Annotated in this window: 7 protein-coding genes; 1 reads left to right on the forward strand and 6 read right to left on the reverse strand. The window is 59.3% G+C overall.

The annotated features are described in order from the left end of the window. Nucleotides 1–27: 27 nt before the first annotated feature. Nucleotides 28–12,234 (forward strand): CVP-CTERM putative protein-anchoring domain-containing protein, encoded by a 12,207-nt coding sequence (locus tag J2I48_RS26400; RefSeq protein WP_207338534.1) that lies wholly within the window; start codon nt 28–30, stop codon nt 12,232–12,234. Nucleotides 12,235–12,418: 184 nt separating this feature from the next. Here J2I48_RS26400 and J2I48_RS26405 read toward each other — a convergent pair whose 3' ends face one another. The 6 genes from J2I48_RS26405 to J2I48_RS26430 all read right to left on the reverse strand — a co-directional run bounded on the left by J2I48_RS26405 (nt 12,419) and on the right by J2I48_RS26430 (nt 17,642). Continuing rightward, nucleotides 12,419–13,186, reverse strand: a complete 768-nt coding sequence (locus J2I48_RS26405) for an MBL fold metallo-hydrolase (protein ID WP_207338535.1) — start codon at nt 13,184–13,186, stop codon at nt 12,419–12,421. 2 nt (nt 13,187–13,188) lie between these two features. Continuing rightward, entirely contained in the window at nt 13,189–14,100 is a 912-nt protein-coding gene (gene eutC, locus J2I48_RS26410; protein ID WP_229376813.1) for an ethanolamine ammonia-lyase subunit EutC, read from the reverse strand. Between the two features lie 14 nt (nt 14,101–14,114). After that, on the reverse strand, nt 14,115–14,492 hold the full coding sequence (locus tag J2I48_RS26415) for a retropepsin-like aspartic protease (RefSeq protein WP_207338536.1): 378 nt from the start codon (nt 14,490–14,492) through the stop codon (nt 14,115–14,117). Between the two features lie 100 nt (nt 14,493–14,592). After that, on the reverse strand, nt 14,593–15,249 hold the full coding sequence (locus J2I48_RS26420; protein WP_207338537.1) for an SGNH/GDSL hydrolase family protein: 657 nt from the start codon (nt 15,247–15,249) through the stop codon (nt 14,593–14,595). A gap of 117 nt (nt 15,250–15,366) precedes the next feature. Further along, a complete protein-coding gene (locus J2I48_RS26425) occupies nt 15,367–16,293 on the reverse strand; it encodes an alpha/beta fold hydrolase (protein WP_207338538.1) in 927 nt (308 codons plus the stop codon). 17 nt (nt 16,294–16,310) lie between these two features. Next, nucleotides 16,311–17,642: a gluconate:H+ symporter gene (locus tag J2I48_RS26430; RefSeq protein WP_207338539.1), complete on the reverse strand. Its 1,332-nt coding sequence runs from the start codon at nt 17,640–17,642 to the stop codon at nt 16,311–16,313. Nucleotides 17,643–17,660 lie beyond the last annotated feature (18 nt).

Here is a 17,660-nt window from a genome sequence, read left to right on the forward strand (position 1 = left end):
TTTTGGGCGAATACCCTACGCTGACCAATGCTATTTCGCCCCCTTCACAATCGGTTGTTTTACCTATTCCTACAGGTATGGTTGGGTTTAGGTGCCGCTGTTGGGGTGTTTATCCCTCAGAGCATGCAGGCGCAGGCCGTCGAAATATGCAACAACGGCATTGACGACGACGGCGACAAACTCGTTGACTGTCAGGATCCTGACTGCCCCGAATGTGTTCGTTTTCAGAGTTGCGTACAGCCTAACACCTGCTACATGCCCCCCATCTGGGGTATTCCTAATTCAACGGGTAGTCTGGTCTACGGGTCGCAGGACCTGGTGCTGTCGACGAGTGCGCCGTTTACCACCGTCACCATCCGCAGCGCCGACGGCTCCTACACCAAAACCGTAGCCGTTACCTCGTCGGGGTCCACCATCGTGTCGCTGCCCCTGTCGGTGGTGATGTCTGATCAACCTAACACTAAGCAAACAGACAAAGGCTTGATTATCACCTCCGGCGACCCCGTGCAGGTGACCTACCGGCAAACGGCGGGCAACAACCAGGACATTATTCCGCTTAAGTGCCGCGCTGCACTGGGCTACGCGTTTTATGCCGGTAGCCAAACCCGGCTGGGGGGTAATAACGTGGCCAGCGAACGCCATTTCGCCTCGGTTATGGCCACCCTCGACGGCACGGTGGTCACGTTCAACAGCCCCATTGACCTGGAAGGACGCCCCGCCAACGTGCCTTTTTCGGTAACGCTCAACGCCGGGCAGACCTACATGGTCACGTCTAAAGTGATCAACAACGGGGCCAGCACCGAAAACAAGTCGATGGCCGGCACGCTCATCACCTCCGACCCCGACCACCCGATTGTGGTTAATTCGGGGTCGCAGCATACGGTGCAGCCCTACAGCGGCAACCGCGACGCCGGCATGGATCAGTTGGTACCCGCCCGCACGGTGGGCACCGACTACGTGGCCGTGCACAGTCTGAACACCACCGCCAACTCGGACTACGTGTTTGTGGAGGCCATTGAAAACAACACCACCGTCACCATTTCGGGGCCAACCACCACGGCGGGCACCTCGTCGGTACTGTCGACGACGGTATTGCAGGCGGGGCAGGTATTCACCTACAACCTGCCCAACAGCGCACAAAACCGGGCTTTCTATATTAAAACGAGCCGCAAAGCTTATGCCTACCACGTCTCGTCCTACGCCGCCAACGAGTTTGGCATGGGCCTGCTGCCCACCATAAACCCCTGCAACGGCAGTAAGCGCATTGAATTCTACCGCACGTCGGGCAGTTCCAACGACCAGGCCATCGTTACGATTCCCTCTTCGGGGACGCCCAGCCTCACGTTTCGTGGGCAGCCGTTTTCGGTCTACGGCACCGTCATTGACCAGATCACGATCAACGGCGTACCCCACAGCATCATCAGCTTTCCCAACGGCAGCATCGCGGCGGCGGGTAATGTGAACACGCTCACGTCTACCGAGCGGTTTCACGTGGGTGTAGTCTCCAACACGGGCGGCGCGGCCACGGGCAACTACGGCTACTACTCGAACTACGAAGCGCGGGTAGACGTGATCAACCCCAACACCAGCCAGCCCGACGACTTCTACACCGTGGCCGAGGTCACGGTGGGCAGCCCGGTCAACTACTGCCTCACGCTCACCAGTTGCGGCACCACCAACACCATCAAAAGCATTATTCCGGGCAAATACACGCAGTCGGCCACGTTCAACAATGTGCAGTGCATTACCTACACCATGAGTACGACGGCCCCCATCTGCGCCCGCGACACAATCCGGGTGATTGTGCAGAACGAACTGGGGCGCGAAGGACAGGTTTGCCTGGAATACGTCAATAAGAATAACGATCTGATCGTCAACGTCATACCAAATAATCCGTTTATCTGTCAGCCCACCGGCGCAACCTCGCTGACCATCATTCCGACCAGTTCAGTTAGCACATTCCAATACCAGTGGATCACGCCCGACAAACAGGTGCTGACCACGCAGGTAATTCAGGCCACCCTGCCCGGACGGTACCTGATTAGTGTACAGGACGGTAAAAACTGTATCGACACCACCTCCATTGTCCTAAATCCTGACACCCCGACGCTGAAGTTCACGGGCAGTTCGGCGGGTAGTTTATCCTACTGCACGGGCACGTCGGTGCCGTATACGCTCTCAGCCACGGCGGGCACCTATGCCTGGTCTGTCACCAACGGCACCATCGTGTCGGGGGGTACGCCCAACAGCCAAACAGCCACGGTGCTTTGGGGGCCATCGGCGGGTACAGGCACACTAAAAGCCACCGTCACGAGCGCCAACGGCTGTACGGCCACGGTCACGCAAACGGTAACGATTCTGCCCGCGCCGGTGCTGTCGCTATCGGTGCAAAACGCGCTCTGTTTTGGGGGAAGTACGGGCCGCGTGGACCTCACGGCGGGCAGCGGCACCACGCCCTACACCTACAAATGGAACCAGAGCGCCACCACCGAAGACCTCACCAACGTGGCAGCGGGGGTATATTCTGTCACGGTGACGGACCGGGGCGGCTGTAGCACCGTAGGCACCACCACCGTGGGCCAACCCACGGCCCTTTCGCTCGCGGCTACGGTGATGAACGTGGGTTGTAATGGCCGCACCACCGGGGCCGCTGACCTCACCGTTACGGGCGGCACGGCACCTTACGGTTATGTTTGGAATTCGACCAGTACCGTGGGCATTGCCACCACCGAAGACCTCACGGGCGTGGCGGCGGGGTCCTATACAGTGGTAGTGACAGACAAAAATGGCTGCGTCAGTAACCTACCAGTGGTGATCAATCAGGCTCCAGCCATTGCATTGGCCATTTCTGGGCAAAACGTGGCCTGTTTTGGTGGAACCACGGGGGCCGTAAGCCTGACGCCCACCGGCGGCACGGGCGTGTTTACCTACCGCTGGAACACAGGCGCACAGACGCAATCCCTTGCGTCTCTACCGGCAGGGACTTATTCTGTCACCGTAACGGATGCCAACAATTGCACCGCCACCAGCCAGGTAACGTTGCAACAACCCCCGGCGCTGTCGCTGGGCACCACCCGCAGCAACCCCACCTGTTTCGGCAGCAGCAACGGCAGCATCGATCTCACCGTTTCGGGTGGCACACTGTCGTATACCTACCGCTGGACTGGTGGCGCAACAACCGAAGATTTAACGGGTCAAGCCGCTGGCGTGTATGCCGTTACCGTCACTGACGGCAACAGTTGCACGGCCTTAACGTCGCTCACGCTCACGCAGCCTACGGCCTTAAGCCTGACCCCCACGCAGCAAAACGTGGGTTGTTTCGGGGGCAACACGGGCAGCATTAGTTTGGCCGTTTCGGGCGGCACGGGTTCGTATCGGTACTTGTGGAACGGCCCCGTGGGCAATGGCAGCACGGCCAGCAACCTCAACGGCCTGACCGCCGGGGTCTATTCGGTAACAGTGGCCGATGCCAACAACTGCACTCAGGTTCAGGCGTTTACCATCACCCAGGCCACCGCCCTGAGCGTATCGGGCGTGGTGCAGAATGTGGCCTGCAACGGCAGCAATTCGGGCGGTATCAACCTGACCGTCGCGGGCGGCACGGCCCCCTTCCGCTACGCCTGGACGGGTCCGGTCAGCAGCGGGGCCACCACGCAAAACCTGAGCAACTTGGTGGCGGGCAAATACACCGTGACCGTCACCGACGCCAATACTTGCGTGGCCAGCCAGTCGTTTACCGTCACCCAGCCCGCGCCCATTGTTCCGAACTTGACTGGCCAAAACATAACCTGTTTCGGGGGAAATACCGGCACGGCAAACCTGGCTCCCGTGGGCGGGACGGGCACGTTTACGTATCGCTGGGCCGGACCAACCAGCAACAACGCAACCACACAGAACCTGACCGGATTAACGGCAGGAACCTATTCCGTCACTCTCACCGATGCCAATAATTGCACGGCTACAGCGGCTATTTTGCTCACCCAACCCACGGCCATTTCGCTGTCGGCCAGCACTCAGAATCCCGGCTGCGCGGGGGGCAGCAACGGCAGTATAGACCTCACGATGGCGGGTGGAACACCTTCTGGATCAAATACTTACACGTATGTTTGGAATACGGGTGCGCAGACGCAATCCCTTGCGTCTCTACCAGCGGGGACCTATTCTGTCACGGTAACGGATGGTAACGGCTGTAAGGCCACGGCTTCCTATACGCTTACGCAGCCTACGGCGCTTAGCCTGGCTACTACGGCCCAAAATCCAGCCTGTTTCGGCACGGCTACGGGAGCTATTTCGACCACGGCCACGGGCGGCACCAGCACTTATTCATATCGCTGGTCAGGCCCATCGGGCAACGGGGCCATCTCGCCAACCCTCACGAACCTGCTAGCGGGTGTCTACTCCGTTACCCTCACCGACGCGCAAAGCTGCACGCTGGTGCGCAGCCTGACCCTGACTAACCCGCCCGCCCTAAGCGTGACCACCACAGTCCAAAACCCGGCTTGTTTTGGGGCCAACACGGGGTCGGTCAACAGCCTGCCTACGGGGGGCACGGCCGGGCTGGCGTCTCAGCCGTATACCTATTTGTGGAGCAACGGAGCCACGACTCAAAACCTGACAAGCGTGCTGGCGGGCACCTACACCGTGACCGTCACCGACGCGCAGGGTTGCAGCCGCATCGCCACCGCCACCCTAACCAACCCACCCGCTCTCTCACTGGCCATTTCGATCCAAAACGCGGCCTGTAACGGAGCCGCCACGGGCAGCATTGACCTGACGCCCACGGGTGGTACGGGTGCCTTGTCCTACAAATGGACGAGTGGAAGCACCACGCAAGACCTGACCGGTATTGTTGCGGGCATTTACTCCGTCACCGTAACAGATGCCAACGGCTGCACCGCCACCACCCAAGCCACTATTCAGGAACCTTCGTCGCTGACGCTTACGCCCAGCCCGCGCCCGGTATCGTGCTTTGGTGGCAGCAACGGGCAAATCGGTCTGACGGTGCAGGGGGGAACGGCCGGGCTGGCGTCCCAGTCGTATAGCTATTTATGGAGTAATGCGGCCAGCAGTTCGGCCCTGAGCGGATTATCGGCGGGGATATATTCGGTGTCGGTCACGGACGGCAACGGCTGTCGCAGCATTGTGTCAGCTACGGTTTTGCAGCCGTCGGCGCTGTCGTTAGCGGCGGGAGTGACGAACATTGCCTGCGCGGGCGGACAGACGGGGTCCATCAACACCACACCGTCGGGAGGCATTGTGCCGTATCGGTTTAGCTGGTCAGATGGCAGCACCACCGAAGACATAATTGGCTTATCTTCAGGCACTTATTCACTCACCGTGACCGATGCCAACGCCTGTTCAATTACGCTGAGCCGGTCGCTGACGCAGCCCACGGGTATTGCCGCCACGGCCAGTTTCACCAACGTCAGCTGCAACGGCGGGGCCAACGGCCGCATCGACTTAACCCCCAGCGGCGGCGTTTTGCCCTACACCTACCTATGGAGTACCGGCGCTGTTACCCAGGACATTTCGGGTCTAAGTTCCAACACCTACGTCGTCACCATCACCGACGCCAACGGCTGTTCGTTCAACTACGCCGTGCCCATCATCCAGCCCCGCCCGCTGACGGTGCAACCCGACCCATCGGACGTGCTGTGTAACGGGCAAACGGCCAGCATCGTGACCGACACCCGCGGCGGCACACAGCCCTACAGCTACTTGTGGAGCAACGGGGCCACTACGGCCTCAGTGCGCAACCTGCCCGGCGAGGCAATCAATGGCATTACCTATTCGCTGACCGTAACGGATGGCAACGGCTGCACGGCCACTACGTCGGCCACGATCAAAGAACCACCCCCGTTTGGCATTGCTGCCGTGGTCACGCCGGTGGCCTGTAATGCGGGCAGTACCGGTAAAATTGTCCTGAACGTGGAGGGGGCCACGCCGCCCTATGCATTTACGATAAAAAACCCAGCCAACGCAACGGTGAGCAACACGTCAGTGGTCTCGGGCCTTTCGGCGGGGGTGTATTCAGCCACCATAGTCGATGTCTTCAATTGCATTCAGACGGTGGCCATTACGGTGCAGGAACCGCCCGTGATTACCCTCAGCACGGCCCTGACCCACATCAGCTGCTACGGTAACCTCGACGGGGCCATCAGCCTCACAGCCACGGGTGGTCGGCAGCCATTTGCCTACGCCTGGAGCGACGGTGGCACCACCGACAACCGCCCCGGACTACCGGCGGGCAGCTTTTCGGTGGTGGTAACTGATGCTAATGCCTGTACCGTCACGACCGCCGTTAGCCTCACCCAACCGCCCCTGCTGAGCCTGGGAGGCAGTTTTACGAACGTTGCCTGCTTCGGCGTTACCAACGGACAGGCCACGGTTACGCCAGCGGGCGGCACCCTCCCCTACACGTATATCTGGGCCGGACCCACGAGCAACGGCGCGATTACGCAGACCGTTTCAAGTTTGGTGGCGGGTACATACAGCGTCACGGTGACAGACGGCCACGGCTGTTCCGACGAAATCCGGTTTGTGATCAGCCAACCCACGGCCCTCTCGGCGCAGCTATTGACCGAAAACCTCACCTGCCAGGGCAACGCCACAGGCCAGATAGACCTACTCCCTGCGGGTGGTATATCGCCGTATGTCTTCAACTGGAGCAACAATTTAACGACGCAAAATCTTGCGTCTCTACAGGCCGGGCCATATTCCGTTACCATCGCCGACGCCAACGGCTGTTCGCTGGTGAAGTCCGTTACGCTAACCGAACCCGACCTTCTGACCCTGACCGGTGCCACGGTGCCGGTGGCGTGTTTTGGTCGGGCGACGGGGCAAATCAGCCTGACCGTTTCGGGCGGGACGGGCACACGAGCCTACCGCTGGAGCGATGGTACCACGAGCCAAAACCGCACCAGCCTAGTGGCAGGGGTTTATTCTGTCACGGTAACAGATGCAAACCAATGTGCTGCTGGTCAGTCATTTACCATTAGCGAGCCTACCCCGCTTACCTCAACCATTTCGAGCCAAAGCATTGCCTGTTTTGGCAGCACCACGGGTAGCATCAACCTGACCGTGGCGGGCGGTACACTCCCCTACTCCTACACCTGGGCCGATGGTGTAACAAGCCCAAACCGCACCGGACTGGCGGCGGGCAGCTACCTCGTGCTCATCACCGACGGCAACGGTTGCCAGACAAGCAATGGGGCCACGCTGAGCCAGCCTACGGCCCTGCAACTCGCACTCACGCCCATGCCAGCGGCTTGTTTTGGCAGTAGCACCGGCGGCATTACCACGAGCATTCAGGGCGGTACGCCTGCCTACAGTTTTGCCTGGAACACTGGAGCCACAAGCCAAAATTTGACGGCCATTCCCACCGGCACTTACACCCTTACCGTAACTGATGGCAATGCCTGTACCGTCACCAAGCAGACAACCGTTACCCAGCCCACAGCCCTCTCGGTATCGGGCATTCCGACAAACATACTGTGCTTCAGCGGCACCAACGGGGCCATCAATCTGACCCTGGCGGGCGGCACGTCGCCCTATAGCTACACCTGGTCAAACGGCAACGGCGGACCGGGCGCCACGTCGCAAGACATATCGAGCCTGGCGGCGGGAATTTATTCCGTCACCGTGGCCGATGCCAACGGTTGCAGCAACGTCCAGACGTTCACGCTGACCCAGCCCACGGCTGTTCCCGTGGTGGTTTCGGGCACCAACATTGCCTGCTTCGGTGGCACCGACGGTACGGCTAGCCTGACGGCGTCGGGCGGGGTTGGGCCATACACATACCACTGGAATACAGGAGATATCGCACTGACAATCAACGCATTACCAGCCGGTGCCTATTCCGTAACCGCCACTGATGCCAACGGTTGTGCGGCGCAAAACAGCCTGACACTCACGCAACCCGCCGCGCTAACCGGCCAAATAGCGGGTGTTGATCCGGGCTGTTTTGGCGGCCTTACCGGAACCATCAGCACCACTATTTTGGACGGGACAGGCCCTTACAGCTACACCTGGACCGACGCCCCCATAAACACACCAGGCCGCACCAATTTGGCCATTGGCACATACACCGTCAACGTGACCGACGCCAACGGCTGCCGCTTTAACCTGACCCAGACACTGAGCCAACCCACGCCGGTAGCCCTGTCTTTGTCTACCTTACCCGCCCGCTGCAACGGTGCCACCGACGGACAGGTATCGGCCACGGCCACGGGAGGTACGCCGGGTTCGGGGGGGGCCTATACCTATGTATGGAGCACCGGTGCCCAAACGCAAACGCTTTCCGCCGTACCTACGGGCAGCTATGCCGTGACGGCCACCGACGGCAACGGTTGCACGGCCTCGGCCACGGCCACGGTGGGGCAACCCAGCAGCCTTAGCGTAGCGGGTACCACCGAAAATATTCTGTGTTTCAACGGCTTGAACGGAAAAATTTCGCTCGAAGCCACGGGTGGCTCCCTCCCCTACAGCTACGCCTGGAGCCATTCGGCCAGCACGTCGGCCACACAGTCGGGGTTGGGTGCCGGGGTGTATTCGGCTACCGTTACCGACGGCAACGGCTGTCAGGTGTTCCAGTCGTTCACGCTTACGCAACCGCCTGTGCTCACGCTCGTGACCACGGCCCAAACCATCGCCTGCTTTGGCGGGGCCAATGGGGCAATCAGCGTCTCGGCCACAGGCGGTGCTCCGGCGGTGGGTTCATCGCCCTATGCGTATGGTTGGGCCGACGGTTCGCAGACGCCCAATCGCACGGGGCTGATTGCCGGGACGTATGCCGTAACGGCCACCGACGCTAATCAATGTACTACCAGTCAGTCATTTACGTTAACCCAACCCACGGCCCTGTCGGCTACAGCCAGCAGCACCGATGCGGGTTGTTTCGCCGCCGCCAACGGCACTATTAGCCTCACAGTGGCGGGCGGCATTGGCCCCTACAGCTACACCTGGGCCGACGGGCCCACCGTTTCGGACCGCAGCAGCCTCACGGCGGGCAGTTACCTCGTCAGCATCAGCGATGCCAACGGCTGCAAAACGGGCCTCTCGCGTACCATCAATCAACCCGATTTATTGCGCCTGTCGCTAGGGTCGGCGGCGGTGAGCTGCTTTGGCGGCAACGACGGGTCGCTTACGGCGGTGGTCACGGGCGGCACGCAACCCTACACCTACGCATGGATCGTACCTGGAGTAGAGACGCAAAATCTTGCGTCTCTACAGGCGGGGGTATATTCCGTTACCGTAACCGACGCGCAGGGATGTAGCGACGTGCGGAGTGAGACCGTTACGCAGCCATCGGCACTGTCCATAAATGCCCTGGCTACGGCGGCCACCTGCGCCGGAGCCGCCGACGGTACCGTGAGCGTAACGGCCACGGGCGGCACCCCGGCCTACAGTTTTGTGTGGTCGAATGCCATTACCACCGCCGCCCAGACGAGCCTGGTAGCAGGTGTTTACTCCGTAACGGGCACCGACGGCAACGGCTGTTCGCTGGCTACGTCCGTCACGGTGACAGAACCCCTGCGCCTGACGGTGACTATTGCTACCCAAAACAACCGCTGCGAAGGTGACCGCACAGGCCGCGCCGAGGCCACCGTATCGGGCGGAACCGGCCCCTACAGCTATACCTGGATTGCCAACGGCGGCGCGGTAGTGGGCACCACCAATGTGCTCGACAACGCCATGGCTGGGGTATATTCGCTCATTACGACCGACAGCCAGACCTGCCGCGAGGTAACCTCCGTTACCCTCACCGAACCCACTCGTCTGGCCGCCCTCACCAGCCTGACCCACGTCGATTGTTTCGGCAACAGCACCGGGGCCATCAGCACCACCCTGTCGGGAGGTACACCGCCCTATGCCTTTGCCTGGACGATTAACGGAGGTACGCCGCTGCCCGCCACGCCCACGCAAACCAACCTGATGGCCGGAACCTATCTCCTGCGCATCAACGACGCCAACAACTGCCAGGTCGATTTAACCATCGGCATTGGCCAACCCGACGCGCTGAGTTTGGTGGAAAGCGTCACGCCGGTGCGCTGCTTCAGCGGCACCGACGGCATAATCAGCCTGACCGCACTGGGTGGCGCAGCGCCGTTCCAGTACATCTGGCGCAACGCCAACGGCGCGTTAGTAGCCTCAACATCAGTGGCTTCCGGTCTCACTGCAGGGTTATATAGTGTTACCCTTACTGATGCTAATCGCTGCACCTTGCTGCAATCCTACTCTGTCAGCGAGCCAACAGGCCTGACGCTAACGGGTACCACCACCGCTGTCAATTGCTTCGCTGGGACAGACGGAGCCGTAAGCCTGACCACCAGCGGCGGCACGCAACCGTACAGTTATTCATGGTCAACGGGTACTTCAACGTCGGGCATAACGGGTTTATCAACAGGCGTTTATGGCGTAACCGTGACCGATGGCAATGCCTGTTCGGTGATTCAATCGTTCACCGTGAACCAACCCACGGCCTTGAGCGTAGCGAGTCTGGTTACGGCGGTCAGTTGTTTCTCCGGCACCGATGGGGCCGTGAGCCTGACTGCTACCGGTGGCACCGCACCATATAGTTATTCATGGTCAACCGGCGTGTTTACATCAGCGTTAAATGGCTTGTCGGCAGGGGTTTATTCGGTAACGTTAACAGATGCCAATGCCTGCCAACGGGTTGATTCATATACGATCAGTCAACCTACAGCCTTAAGTTTAACCGCTGTTGTTCGGCCGGTTAGCTGCAACGGAGGTAATGGTGGCGCAGTGAGCCTGACCGTTTTGGGCGGCACAACGCCGTATAGCTATTCCTGGTCAACCGGGGCGTCAACGTCGGTGGTAACGGGCCTGGTGGCGGGGGTGTATTCCGCTACGGTTGCTGATGCCAACGGCTGTTCGCTGACGGAATCATTTACCGTAAACCAGCCCACCGCCCTCTCACTCACGGGCGAAACAACGGCCGTCCGCTGCTACGCTGGCACCGACGGCGGGGCTTCTGTACTGGCTACGGGCGGCACGCTTCCTTACACCTACAGTTGGTCAACGGGCGCGTCAATGTCAGCCATAATAGACTTATCATCAGGCACTTACAGCGTAACCGTGACTGATGCCAATGCCTGTTCGGCGGTGCTGTCGCTAACGGTTAATCAGCCTACGGCACTTTCGCTGCTAAGTGCGCAGACTAACGTGAACTGCGCAGGTGGCGCCGACGGTAGCATTAGCCTCACGGTGTCGGGCGGGACCTCAGCTACGGGCACAGCCCCTTACACCTATGTCTGGGCCAGCGCCACAACATCGTTTTCGGCTGCTACACAAACCGTTGCCGGGCTGAAGACGGGTGCCTATTCCGTCACCGTAACCGATAGCAACGGCTGTTTGCTGATCGACCGGTTTGTCATTGACCAGCCCGAACCGCTCACGGTATCGGCCCTGCCTACGTCGGTATCGTGTACCGGTCAGCCCGCCACCGTGACAACCGAAGTACGGGGCGGCACCGGGCCGTATAGCTATTCGTGGTCTAACGGAACAACTAACGCCACCGTGGTCAGCCTGACGGCGGGAGCCTATTCGCTCACCGTGACCGACGCCAACGGCTGCACGGCCACCACGCCCGTTTCGGTGTCGCAGCCACCGCCGTTTGGCATCAACGCTGTGGTTAACCCGGTAATCTGCAACGGCGCGGCCACGGGCAGCATCGACATAACGGTGGAAGGGGCCACACCCGGCGCACCCGCTCAACCGTATGGTTATAACTGGACTGGCCCAATGGGTAACGGGGCCACCACGCAGGACTTGTCCAACCTGCCTGCCGGCATCTATTCGCTTACTGTGACCGACGCCAACAATTGCCGCGAAGTGGTCCAATTCACCCTCACCCAAAGCGCCGCGCTGACACTGGCGGGCGTGGCCATTGCGCCTAACTGCGCCGGTCCAACGCCCCGCCCCGACGGGCAGTTGGTGCTCACCACCTTCGACCCTACCTGGCGCTTCACCATCTCGGAAGGCAGCAGTTTCACCACTGTTATCAACGACCCAGTCAAACTGCCTGTTGTGCCACCTAATGGCTTACTAGTTAACACCTTACAAAGCCCAGTTACCGCTGCCGGTCAGCCGTATACCGTCCGTATTTTCACCGTAGACGGCTGCACCAAAGACCTCACGCTGACTCTCCTACCCGCCAACTGCACCTGCAAACCCGACATCTGCGCCCCGTTTGTGATACGAAAAACAAGGTAGTGGAAGGGGTTAGAAGTTTGTAGTTTGTGGTTGCTTCGCGCTGTAGTGAGCTGACGCTGGGCCCCTCGACTGCGCTCGGGGTGACAGGACACTATTACAGTTCTCTTGAGTTGAGTCAAGGTCGTTGTCACCCCGAGCGCAGTCGAGGGGCCTAGCTAGCGAAGCAACCACAAACTACAAACTTCTAACCCCCCACCACCTGCACAGCCGTTTCGGCGAAGCGGGGGGCAATGATTAGCTCGGTGCCGGCGAGGTGCGGGGCGAATAGTTCAGCCACCAGTTGCGGGCTGTTGTTCGACTGCGACAGGTGCGACATGACCACGTGGCTCATGAACGGGGGCTTGTGGGCGCGGAACAGGGCCAACGCCTGCTGATTGGACAGGTGCCCCCGGCCACCCCGAATACGCTGTTTCAGGAAGTATGGGTAACGGCCATTTTCCAGCAAATCTTCATCATAATTAGCCTCCAGAAAGGCGGCGTGGCACTGACTAAAGTGGTGAATGACCTGCTCGCAGGCCACGCCAATGTCGGTGAAGATGCCGACGCAGGTGGTTTGGTCGCGCACCAGAAAGCTGTGTGGGTCGGCGGCGTCGTGTTCTTTGGGGAAGGCCGTAATGGTCAGGTCGCCAATGTAGATGGTGTTGTCGGCGGGCCAGTGGTGGATGGGAAAAGACTGTTGCGGCAGGCGCGAGTGCTTTAGCGTGCCGGGCGTGATATACACGGGCAGTTGATGTTTCCAGGCCAGTTGTTCCAGCCCGCTAATGTGGTCGCTGTGTTCGTGCGAGATGAATACGCCCTTCACCGTTTGCAGAGACAGGCCCAGCCGCTTTAGGCGCTGCTCGGTTTGGCGGCACGACAGACCGGCATCAATCAGGACGGCTTCCTGGGCATTGCCCACGTAATAGCAGTTGGCGTTGCTACCCGAATTTAACGACGTAATATAAAGGGGCATGGTTAGTCAACGGCACGATTTGGGGGATCGTTCGGCGAAATACCCAGGATCAGTTCATCTTTTAAGCCCACACCCGATAGCTTCCGCACGTGCATCTCGGTAAGCAGGTAAAGCAGTTTCTGAACCGCAAACGCATACGGCAACCCCTCAGGCCGGATGTTCGACACGCAGTTCCGCGACTCGTCGGTGAGGCCGGGGCGGGGGTTGTAGGTCAGATAAGCCCCCAAACTGTCGGGCGATGTGAGGCCGGGGCGTTCGCCAATGAGCACCACCGTCATGCGCGCTTGCAGGGCATGGGCCACAGCATCGCCAACCGCCACGCGGGCCTGTTCCATCACACAAACGGGTGCCAGCGACCATCCCAGCCGGGCAACTTCGGGCAGCAACAGGGCCAACAGAGGCAGCGCGTGCCGGTTAATGGCCGTAGCCGACAGCCCATCGGCCAGGATGATGCTAAGGTCAGTTGGCACGATAGCTATATCAGCTAACTGCCTCACAGACAACTCATTAATCTTCCTACCCAGATCTGGCCGTTTCAAATAAGTAGGCCGGTCGGGGGCTTGGCTCTGTAATCGGATGGGCGCGGTCGAGGGGAGCAGATCGATTAGTCCGGCCAGCAGTTCGGGCCAGGCGAGCGTGGAGTACACGGCATCGCGGGCGCGGGCCTGATCCAATTGAAAGTCGAGCAGGGCGCGGGTGGGGAGGCTATGTCCCGTGATGCCCTGCGCCAGCCGCGCGGCCGTATGCTCCCGCAAAAAAGACCAGGCATCCAAGGGAAAGAGGGAGTTAGTGGTTTGTAGTTTGTGGTTGGCTTCGCGCAGTGGCGTATGGCTGCCGCGCTCAAGGTTGCTGACGCGCGGCAGCCATACGCCACTGCGCGAAGCAACTGAAGACCGGTCCGCCGCTGCGGGCAAACAGTAAACTCCCTTTATATGAGCTGCATCTTAGCCACTTTAGGATCTACCTCTACAGTATCATGCTCGAAATTGAGCTTGATACGCCATTTCTGCATAGTGGCGGCACCAATGATGGCTTCTTCGCTAAGGCCCGGCACGACCAAAAATTCATCGGATAATAGAATATCGTCGATGTAGAAATCGAGCCTGACAGCTTCATGAATCTCGATGTAATACCCCTCCGACGCCGTGGCTACGCGCCGCACCCGGCCCAAACTCACAGGCTTTTCAACGTGCTTAACGTAGTCGGGACTGATGCACGACAAATTAGCTCCACTGTCGAATAATGTATACAATTGCTGCTCACCAAGTGAGCCGACAAATTGAAGGGGCAGTTTAATAACAGACATAGTGCTTTTGCTGGTCGGTGGTTCTTACGTAAAGATAACCCAATAGAAGGTGTTTACAGTTTTCAGTTGGCCCACACCGGCGAACAGAAAACTATAAACTCTATTTAAGAACAGCCCACATCTGATCGGCAACGAACTGATTACCAGCGTCGCTGAGGTGAACGCGGTCGGTGGTGAGAGTGCCCCGGTCTTTGTTGGCGGCGTTGTTTTTCAGGTTGTAGTCCAGAAGCGCTTTACGGAGGTCTACCAGAGGCAGGTTTTGGCGGGCGGCAAGATCACGTATCAGTTGGCTGTAGGCATTCAGGTCGCCGTCTTGCGCATTGGTAAAGTCCGTTTTTTCGCCAATGGCGGCGGGCGTACAGAGCACCACTTTGCTGCCCCCCGCCTGAATCTTGCGGATGATGGCCTCGTAGAACTTCACAAACTTATCGGGATCAGTGCCGGTGCCGTAGGTGCTCTTGTGCCAGACGTCGTTTACGCCCACGTAAATCACCACAACGTCGGGTTTCAGGGCCAGCACGTCGTCGTCCATGCGGAGGTACAGATCATAGACTTTATTACCGCCAATACCCTTACCAATCAACTCATAATCAGCCGCTTTACCCTGCTTGGTCAGCATATCCTGGATGCGCGTAATGTAGCCGCCCGGCTGCACACCCGCCTGCGTGATGGAGTCGCCGAAGAAGATGATGCGGGTAGGTTTGGTCGGGGCCGTGAAGGCCAGCAGGAGGGGAAGCAGGAGGAAGAGAGGACGCATGTGAAATGATTTACGACTTACGATGTACGATTTACGATTGTTGCTGACGCGTCTGTTTTCTGTAGATCAAATAGACGCGTCAGCAACAATCGTAAATCGTACATCGTAAGTCGTAAATCACCTCCCTTTACTCAAAAACGCCGCGGCGTCTTTGGCAGTTTGGGCGGGGATTTCTTCCATGGGCACGTGGCCGGCGTTGGGGTACACAATCAGTGTGTCGTTGGGCAGGTCGTGGTGGAACCGGTCGGCGATGGCGGGGGGGATCAGGTCGTCGTGGAGGCCCCACATAATCAGCGTGGGCTGCTTGATTTGGCCTATCTTCTGCCAAAGCGAGTCTAGCTGAGGCTTTCTTTTCACGAAATTCTGACGGTTGCCTTCACGCCGATTCAGATCGGCGTAGGTCTGCACGAGCTTGTCGGTGATGAGGCTATCGTTGAAATAGACGTTCTCCAGGCTGCTCCGAAACAGAGCATCGGGGGTGAGTTTGGCCACCAGCCCGGCCACCCCCGGCACCCGCGCCAGCTTAAACCCAATGGGCACCGATTTAGACGTGAACGGATACCCCGCCGCGTCAATCAGCACCAACTTGCGAACGTGTTCAGGATGTAGCAGGGCCATGTGCCAGGCAATATTGCCCCCCAGCGAGTTGCCCGCTACGTCGCACCGTTTCTCGCCGATTTTAGTCAGAAAATGCACGATAAAATCGGCGTAATACGTGCCCGATGCCTGGTTACCGGGAGCTGGGCCGGTGATGCCGTAGCCGGGCAAATCGAGGCGGATAATGCGGCGTTTTTCCTGCAACCGACCCACCCAGCCATCCCAGGTTTGTAGCATCGCGCCGGTGCCGTGGAGCAACAGCAACGGTACGGTATCGGTTGGGCTACCCTCCATCCGGTAGTTCACGTCGAGGCCATCTACCTTAATGCGGCGCGAGTTTGGCGTGGTATATCGTTCTACTAACTCTCTCACAGTCAGATCACTACGGTATAATGTCAGGTAAATTCCAGCCAGCAGTGCCAGCAGGATAAAAGCAATTTTTTTCATCAGATTCGGCAGGTTTGCTACAAAATAACATCCAAAAGCAGCACACCCAACAAGCCCACCACCCCCACAATGGTTTCCATAACGCTCCAGGTGCGGAGGGTGTCTTTGATGCTCAGGTTGAAATATTCTTTAAAGAGCCAGAAACCAGCGTCGTTGATGTGCGAGAGCATAAGGCTACCCGCCCCAATGGCCAGCACCATCAGTTCGGGCCGGACGGCGGCCTGCGTTTGCAGCAGCGGCACCATAATACCCGCCGTGGTCAGTCCCGCAATCGTGGCCGACCCCACGCATACCCGAATGAGCGCCGCAATGCCCCAGCCCAGCACCAGCGGCGGCAGGTTGAACCCAGCCAGCTGCTGCCCAATGTAGACGCTCGTGCCCGAATCATTGAAAATCTGCTTCAGCGCCCCCGCCCCGGCAATGGTGAGCAAAATGGGTGAGGCGGCTTTGATGGCCTCTTCCAGCAGTTTCATGGCGCTTTTCATGGTCTCGCCCCGCTGCAACGCCAGCGCGTACACGGCCACCAGCACCGACACCAGCATGCCCACGTAGGGTTCGCCGAAGAGCGTCAGCGTCTTCCCCCAAAGCGTTTGGGCGTAGCCATGATCTTTCAGCCAGCCGCGCAACGGACCAAACACCGTGAGCATAAAAACGGGCATCAGCGCCACCAAAAAACTGATGCCCACGCCCGGCAGATTCTTCACCGGCGCGTCTTTGGCGTCGAAGAGTTCATTGTCGGGCTTGGGCGTGAAGCGGCTTAGGGTTTTTCCAAAAATAGGCCCAGCCAGCACAATGGCCGGGATGGCCACCAGTATGCCGTAGAGCAGTGTTTTGCCAATATTGGCCCCCAATTGTGCTGCCAGCGCGGCGGGGGCGGGGTGCGGCGGCAGGTACCCGTGCGCCACCGACAGGGCCGCCAGCATAGGCACCGCCACCGTGAGCATGGGCAGGCGCGTGGAGGCCGCAATGGTGAAAATAAGCGGCACCACGATGATGAACCCGGCGTTGTAGAACAGCGGAATGCCAATGATAAACCCCGCCAGCGCCAGCCCCCAGCGGATGTTCCTGATGCCAAACACCCCAATGAGCACGTCGGTAATGCGGCGGGCGGCCCCACTTTCGGCCACGATTTTGCCCAGCATCGCCCCAAAACCAATAATCAGCACCAGATCGCCGAGGGTGCCGCCAATACCCGATGAGATAGACTTACCCACCGCCCCTACGTCCATACCCGCCGCCAGGCCAATGCCAATGGAAACGATGATGAACGAAATAAACGTGTCGAGGTGGATGTAGGCAATGAGGACAATCAAGGCCAGAATACCGGCAAAGGTGAGTAGCAGGGGCATGGGGGGATTTTAGGGTTT

The organism is Fibrella aquatilis, from assembly GCF_017353255.1.
Lineage (GTDB): Bacteria > Bacteroidota > Bacteroidia > Cytophagales > Spirosomataceae > Fibrella > Fibrella aquatilis.